At 68.5% G+C, this 4,845-nt stretch carries 5 protein-coding genes; all 5 read right to left on the minus strand.

Going from position 1 to position 4,845, the window contains the following annotated elements; all coding sequences use genetic code 11:
• Window positions 1-603: 603 nt before the first annotated feature.
• The 5 genes from ABZZ20_RS36545 to ABZZ20_RS36565 all read right to left on the minus strand — a co-directional run bounded on the left by ABZZ20_RS36545 (window position 604) and on the right by ABZZ20_RS36565 (window position 4,495).
• Window positions 604-1,482 (minus strand): hypothetical protein, encoded by an 879-nt coding sequence (locus tag ABZZ20_RS36545; RefSeq protein WP_356877317.1) that lies wholly within the window; start codon window positions 1,480-1,482, stop codon window positions 604-606.
• Between the two features lie 107 nt (window positions 1,483-1,589).
• Window positions 1,590-2,294, minus strand: coding sequence for a protein phosphatase 2C domain-containing protein (locus ABZZ20_RS36550; protein WP_356877319.1), 705 nt, complete (start codon window positions 2,292-2,294; stop codon window positions 1,590-1,592).
• Window positions 2,295-2,375: 81 nt separating this feature from the next.
• Window positions 2,376-3,380 carry a DUF932 domain-containing protein gene (locus ABZZ20_RS36555; protein WP_356877321.1) on the minus strand — a complete coding sequence of 335 codons (1,005 nt, stop codon included), beginning with the start codon at window positions 3,378-3,380 and terminating at the stop codon, window positions 2,376-2,378.
• 124 nt (window positions 3,381-3,504) lie between these two features.
• Window positions 3,505-3,975: a hypothetical protein gene (locus ABZZ20_RS36560; protein ID WP_356877323.1), complete on the minus strand. Its 471-nt coding sequence runs from the start codon at window positions 3,973-3,975 to the stop codon at window positions 3,505-3,507.
• Window positions 3,976-4,090: 115 nt separating this feature from the next.
• A complete protein-coding gene (locus tag ABZZ20_RS36565) occupies window positions 4,091-4,495 on the minus strand; it encodes a hypothetical protein (RefSeq protein WP_356877325.1) in 405 nt (134 codons plus the stop codon).
• Between the last annotated feature and the right edge of the window lie 350 nt (window positions 4,496-4,845).

Genomic DNA, 4,845 nt, shown 5'->3' on the forward strand with positions numbered 1-4,845 from the left:
TCTACCTGCCCAGGGACAGCCGGTGCGCCAACGGCCCCCGCCGAACTGCGGCCGGCATACCCGACCGCGGAGCGGGTACCTGAGCGCTGCGCGCTCAGGAGAGAACCGCCTCGCTGCGCTCAGCGAGGCTCGGCTTCGCCGAGCGAGGGCCCGCCCTTCGGGCGGGTGTCCTGTGCTTCGCTCCGGACGGGTTCGGGTTCCGCTTCGCTCCCCCGAACAAGGCCCGCTACGCGGGCCTGCACCTCCCGGGCTTCGCCCGGGAGGTGACCCCGTTTCACGGGGTCGGGGCCTTCGGCCCGTTGGGCGGGTCCGCTCCGCTCCCCCGCCCGGGCCCTTCCGGCTTCGCCTCCAGGACCAGCCCGCTCCGCGGGCAGCCAGCAGCAGAGGGGCGGGGGGATGACATCGGTTCGAATCCGGCCCACCCCGTCACATGCTCTCAACAAGCTCGAAGAGTCGATGTGCTTCATTCTGGAACCCGGATCGATTCTGGAAAACGGTGCTAGCAACGCTCCGGGGCGCCCAGCGAGGCGCAGGGGCTCGGATTTCCGGGAGGGCTTCAGGGTGTCAGTTCGAGCTGCACCGCGCCCGGTTCCACGATGGCACTCACATCATCATTGTAGAAAATCCTCCACGGGCCCTTCCACTGATTGGCCCCGGGTCGAGTTGCATGACGACCGGTTCGCTTCCGTCTGACGGAATGACACCCCGCTTGCGGGAGAGCTGAGTCGAGCCCGGAACCCATTCGGAGGCGATGCCGTTGATCACGCGGCCCGTTTCCGGGTCGGTCCAAGCAACCCAGCTGCCAGGGGCGTAAGCGCCGCTGGCAGGCTTGGGCGCCGTACCCTTCTCGCGGTCGCGGCGCCACGTTTTACGGACCTTGGCGGGGGAGATACCCGCGGCTGGGGCGTGGCCGGGCTTCTGGATGCGCGGGATCCGGTTCCGGGCGTCCCCAAGGATGTCGGCTACCTTGGCGGACAGGTCGGCGGTGAGTGCCGCTCTGACGGCCGGGTGGTCGGTGCCGCTGACGGAGACCGTGACGGTCCACTCGCCTTGGTCGAGAAACACCTTGTCGGACTCCTCCCATCGGACGGGCCAGAAGTCGGACCCCTCGGCGTCGATTCGAGCCAGGGCCGCGCGGGACATTTCGCGGTGCACGTAGGCGTTGGCCCGGTCGGTGGCCCTGCGGCGAGTCTCGCGCAGTGTCACAGCCCGCCAATGCTCTTCGGACCTCCACAGGTGCGCCGAGTCGACCGGCATGGACTCACTCTCGATCGCCTTCAGCGCCGCGTCCACCAATGCCTTCACCTGGAGCTCAATGGCCCGTTCCATGTTCTGGACCTGTCCCGCGCGGACCCAGTAGTCCGTCCAGCGCACAGGGCGGAAGGTTTCCGGCAGGATCGTGGTGCGGCCCGATTCCGAGATGCGCGCTGACAGAACCAGCCTGCTGACGGTCCGGCTTTCCGTGGTGTCCTCGTAGGTCACGTGCTTCCCTCTCCGCTTCAATCGGTTTGGCCGGGGTGGCTCTCTCCCCCACCCCGTGGGGCGCAGCGTTTCGACTGCGCCCCTTGCGGCGTGCAGCGGCTCTCCCGCTAGCTGTCGGGCAGGTCCGCGATCAGTGCGGTGGCGTTGTCGGCCCGGCCGTCGGCGTGGGCGATGGCGGCTGTCACCAGGGCGTGGGCGGCGCGGCGCGTGCTGCCCGTCACGTAGTCGGAGATCGCCAGTTCGGCGTCCTCCAGCGGTTCGTAGGCTCCGTCGCTGGCGAGTACCAGCCTGCCGCGGCTGGGAACCTGGACGGATCCGAGCGGGGCGTGGGGGCTGGTGTCGCCGAGGTAGGACGTGACCCGGTTGCGGGCGTACGGTCCGGGCTCCAGACCCATGTCAGTCAGGACCTGTCGCATGTTGTGATCGGTGGTCAGCCGCTCCAGCCGATCACTGGATGTCGGGAGCAGGTAGGCGCGGGCGTCACCGCACCAAGCCACGTCGAGCCGCTTGCCGGGCTCTGTGACAGCCACGACGGCTACGGCCATGGGCATGTCTTGCGCACGCCATCCCTCCTCGGCCAGCTCGGCGGCCCTGGCGGCGTGGATCTCCCGCAGGCCCTCCAGAGCTCCGGCGCGAGCGGCGGCACGGGCGAGTCGACGCGTGGCTGTGCGCGTCCACATGCGGACTTCTTCCGTGCTGCCGATCCCGTCAAGCAGGGCATAGGCGCGGCGTCCCTGATCGGTGTAGGTGGCGGTGGCGTCGCACTGGTGGGAGCGTCCGCCGATCAGCTGGGCCGCGCTGTGGGTGCTCATGATGACTCCTGTCTCAGCGGTGAGCGGGGGTGGACGGGTTCTCCCGCCCACCCCTGGGCGGTGCTGTCGAGCTGGCTTCGGTCAGACGGTCATGAGCCGGAACGCGCGTTCCATCACGTCGTCGGCGGTGCCACTGATCACGCGCTCCGCGCGCGCGGCGTTCTTCAGGTCCGGGTTCGCACCGCGCGCCGGGGCCACGTGGTTGGCGTATTCGGTGATCGCGTTGTAGCCCGCCCACGCCGTTCCCCGGATGCCGGCTTGCGTGTCTGCCTGCTCGAAGAGACCGCGGATGGCGTTCCACCGGGTGCTCTGATTTGTCTTCTTGCGGGTGCTGTCGCCGTTGGTGACCGGCCACAGATCCTCGACGACCGTGCGGAGCATGGGGGTGGTCATCTCCGCGTCCAGCATGCGCTGGGCGGCCTTCTCGAATTCCTCGGCGTACTTGAACGTCAGGCCCAGGGCTTGGCGTGCCTGCGCGATGCGGCCGCGGGCTCCCGAGGTGTGGCGGACCGTGTAGCTGCTCTTCGCGTTCCGCAGTCCGGCGCGCAGGGTGTTCGCGCACACGACCCGCACGGGTGTGACGACGATGCGGAATGCGCTGCTGCCGTCATGGCTGTTGAACGCCGCAATGTAGAGGTCCACGTTGTCACTGCCGCCGATAGTCATCGTTTGGGGCAGCTTCATGGTGAGGAACACCTGTCGGCCCTCTCGCAGGGATCCGGCCGTCTCGAAATGCGCGCCGGACTCGTCTGCCAGGAAGTTGAGGAACTCGGCGTGTTCCTCGTTCTGGACGGGCGTGTAGTCGGGGCCGACCACGCCGAGGGTTTCGGGGCGCCCGGTCTTGGGGTGCGTGCGTACGCTCGCCCGGTGGTTCGGCACGTCCAGGAGTGTCGTGCCCTCTGCCGTGAGTTCGGTGGCGTGCAGGCCGACCAGGCGGACGTTCCAACCGTCCAGGGCTGCCAAGCGCATGGCGTCCTCGGCGGTCAGCGCGTCGGCGGTCACCGTTCCCAGCTTGTGCCAGGCGCTCTCACGGGCGCTGACGAACGCAGCGGTACCGTCGCTGAACTGCTCGATCTCGTGTGCCACGAGAGTTTCTCCTTCTTCTGGGGTGTTCTACGGATGCGGCGGGGGTGCCACTCCCCCGCCGCTGGCGTGCTGTGGTCAGTCGTTCGGGGTGTTCGCGTACGCGGAGATCACGGCGCGCACCTTGTCAGCCTCGATGCAGCCGGGGTGCCGGTACGGGGAGGGCGGGGGCGTCCACGAAGTTGACCGCCGGGGGAAGCGGGTCGGACAGGTCGCGGTCCTCGGCAATGCAGTAGGCAATGTGGCTCTGCGCGGCCGTGGCCGGGAAAGCAGCGAGGTCACTGACCATCCAGGACATGAACCTCACCCCGCTGTCGGGGCCCATCGTGCGTGTGGCCAACATGGCGTTGACGCCCGTCGCCGTCATGGCCAGAAGGAGCGCGACGAACGCGACCGGGTCGTTCTCGTCGTCCTCGCTCAACACCGGCCCGTCGATGATGCACTCGCCCTCGATGCACTCAAAGTCCTCGGTCACAAGAGCCACTGTGAGGTGGTGGACACCCTCACCGGCGACGCGGGCAAGGGACCGGAGCAGGACCATGGAACGGCGCGCGAGCTCACTCGCGGCGAGGAGGTCGTGGGAAGGGAAGTTGAACATGAGCGTGCCTCTTCTCGGGTGTTCTGCGGGGAGCCTGCGGAGCCGGGTGCCACTCCCGGTCCCGCAGGGTGGGATCGGGTCGGCCGGGCAGGGGCCCGGCCGACCGTGACGCCTGTCAGCGGGTGCGCTGCGCGGGCATGTGCAGGCTGCGCATCAGCACGCGCTTGGTGGTCAGGTGACGCTCGATGAGCTGGAGCGCTTGGTCCTGGGTGAGGCCATCCGCGAAGGCTGCGCAGGTGTGGGGGATGGCGCCGGTCAGTACGACCGGGCCGCAGATGGGGTGCGGGGTGCTGAGCAGCCGCTGAGCGCTGCGGTTGACCTGGACGTTTTCCCAGAGCGCGTTGTCATCCGACCAGACGGTCAGGGTGTCGTCGATCCGCTTTGAGCCCATCCTGGCCGTCTGGTGGATGCCTTCGCGGCCGAGCAGTTCGTGGGGCTCGGTGGAGGGGGTCCAGTCGGCGAGGACGAAACTGCCGTCGTTGTGCACGATCAGGGCGAAGGGCTTGGTGTCCGTGGTCACAGCTCTCCCTGGGGTTCGCAGGTTCGGGGGTTCTTCGGTGCTGGTGGGGTCTTGCCACATCCCCTCACCAACAAGAGAATTCTATCGCAATCTAACGTCATCGGGGAGAGGGAACGTCCTCCCCGGCCACCCCGAAAGAGTGATGTATTCGCAGGTCGCAGGGGGTTTACAGCCCGGCGGGGGGCGGGCATTGCGGGGCCGGTGCCGGCTGGCCCCGGAGCGCGAAGCGCGCAGGGCAAGGGGTGTGGTGGCGGGTGGAAAAGGCAGGGGTATTCTGCGCGCGGCAGCGCCGGCATCATGTACCACGACTACACGGGCAACAGCGCCGCCGGCTCGCTCGGTTCGGGCCG

This window comes from Streptomyces sp. NPDC006430, assembly GCF_040612395.1.
GTDB lineage: Bacteria > Actinomycetota > Actinomycetes > Streptomycetales > Streptomycetaceae > Streptomyces.

Bases quoted from the DNA above. Each gene is read 5' to 3' on its own strand.
- ABZZ20_RS36550 (WP_356877319.1), bottom strand. From the start codon at position 2,294: ATGAGCACCCACAGCGCGGCCCAGCTGATCGGCGGACGCTCCCACCAG.
- ABZZ20_RS36560 (WP_356877323.1), bottom strand. From the start codon at position 3,975: ATGTTCAACTTCCCTTCCCACGACCTCCTCGCCGCGAGTGAGCTCGCG.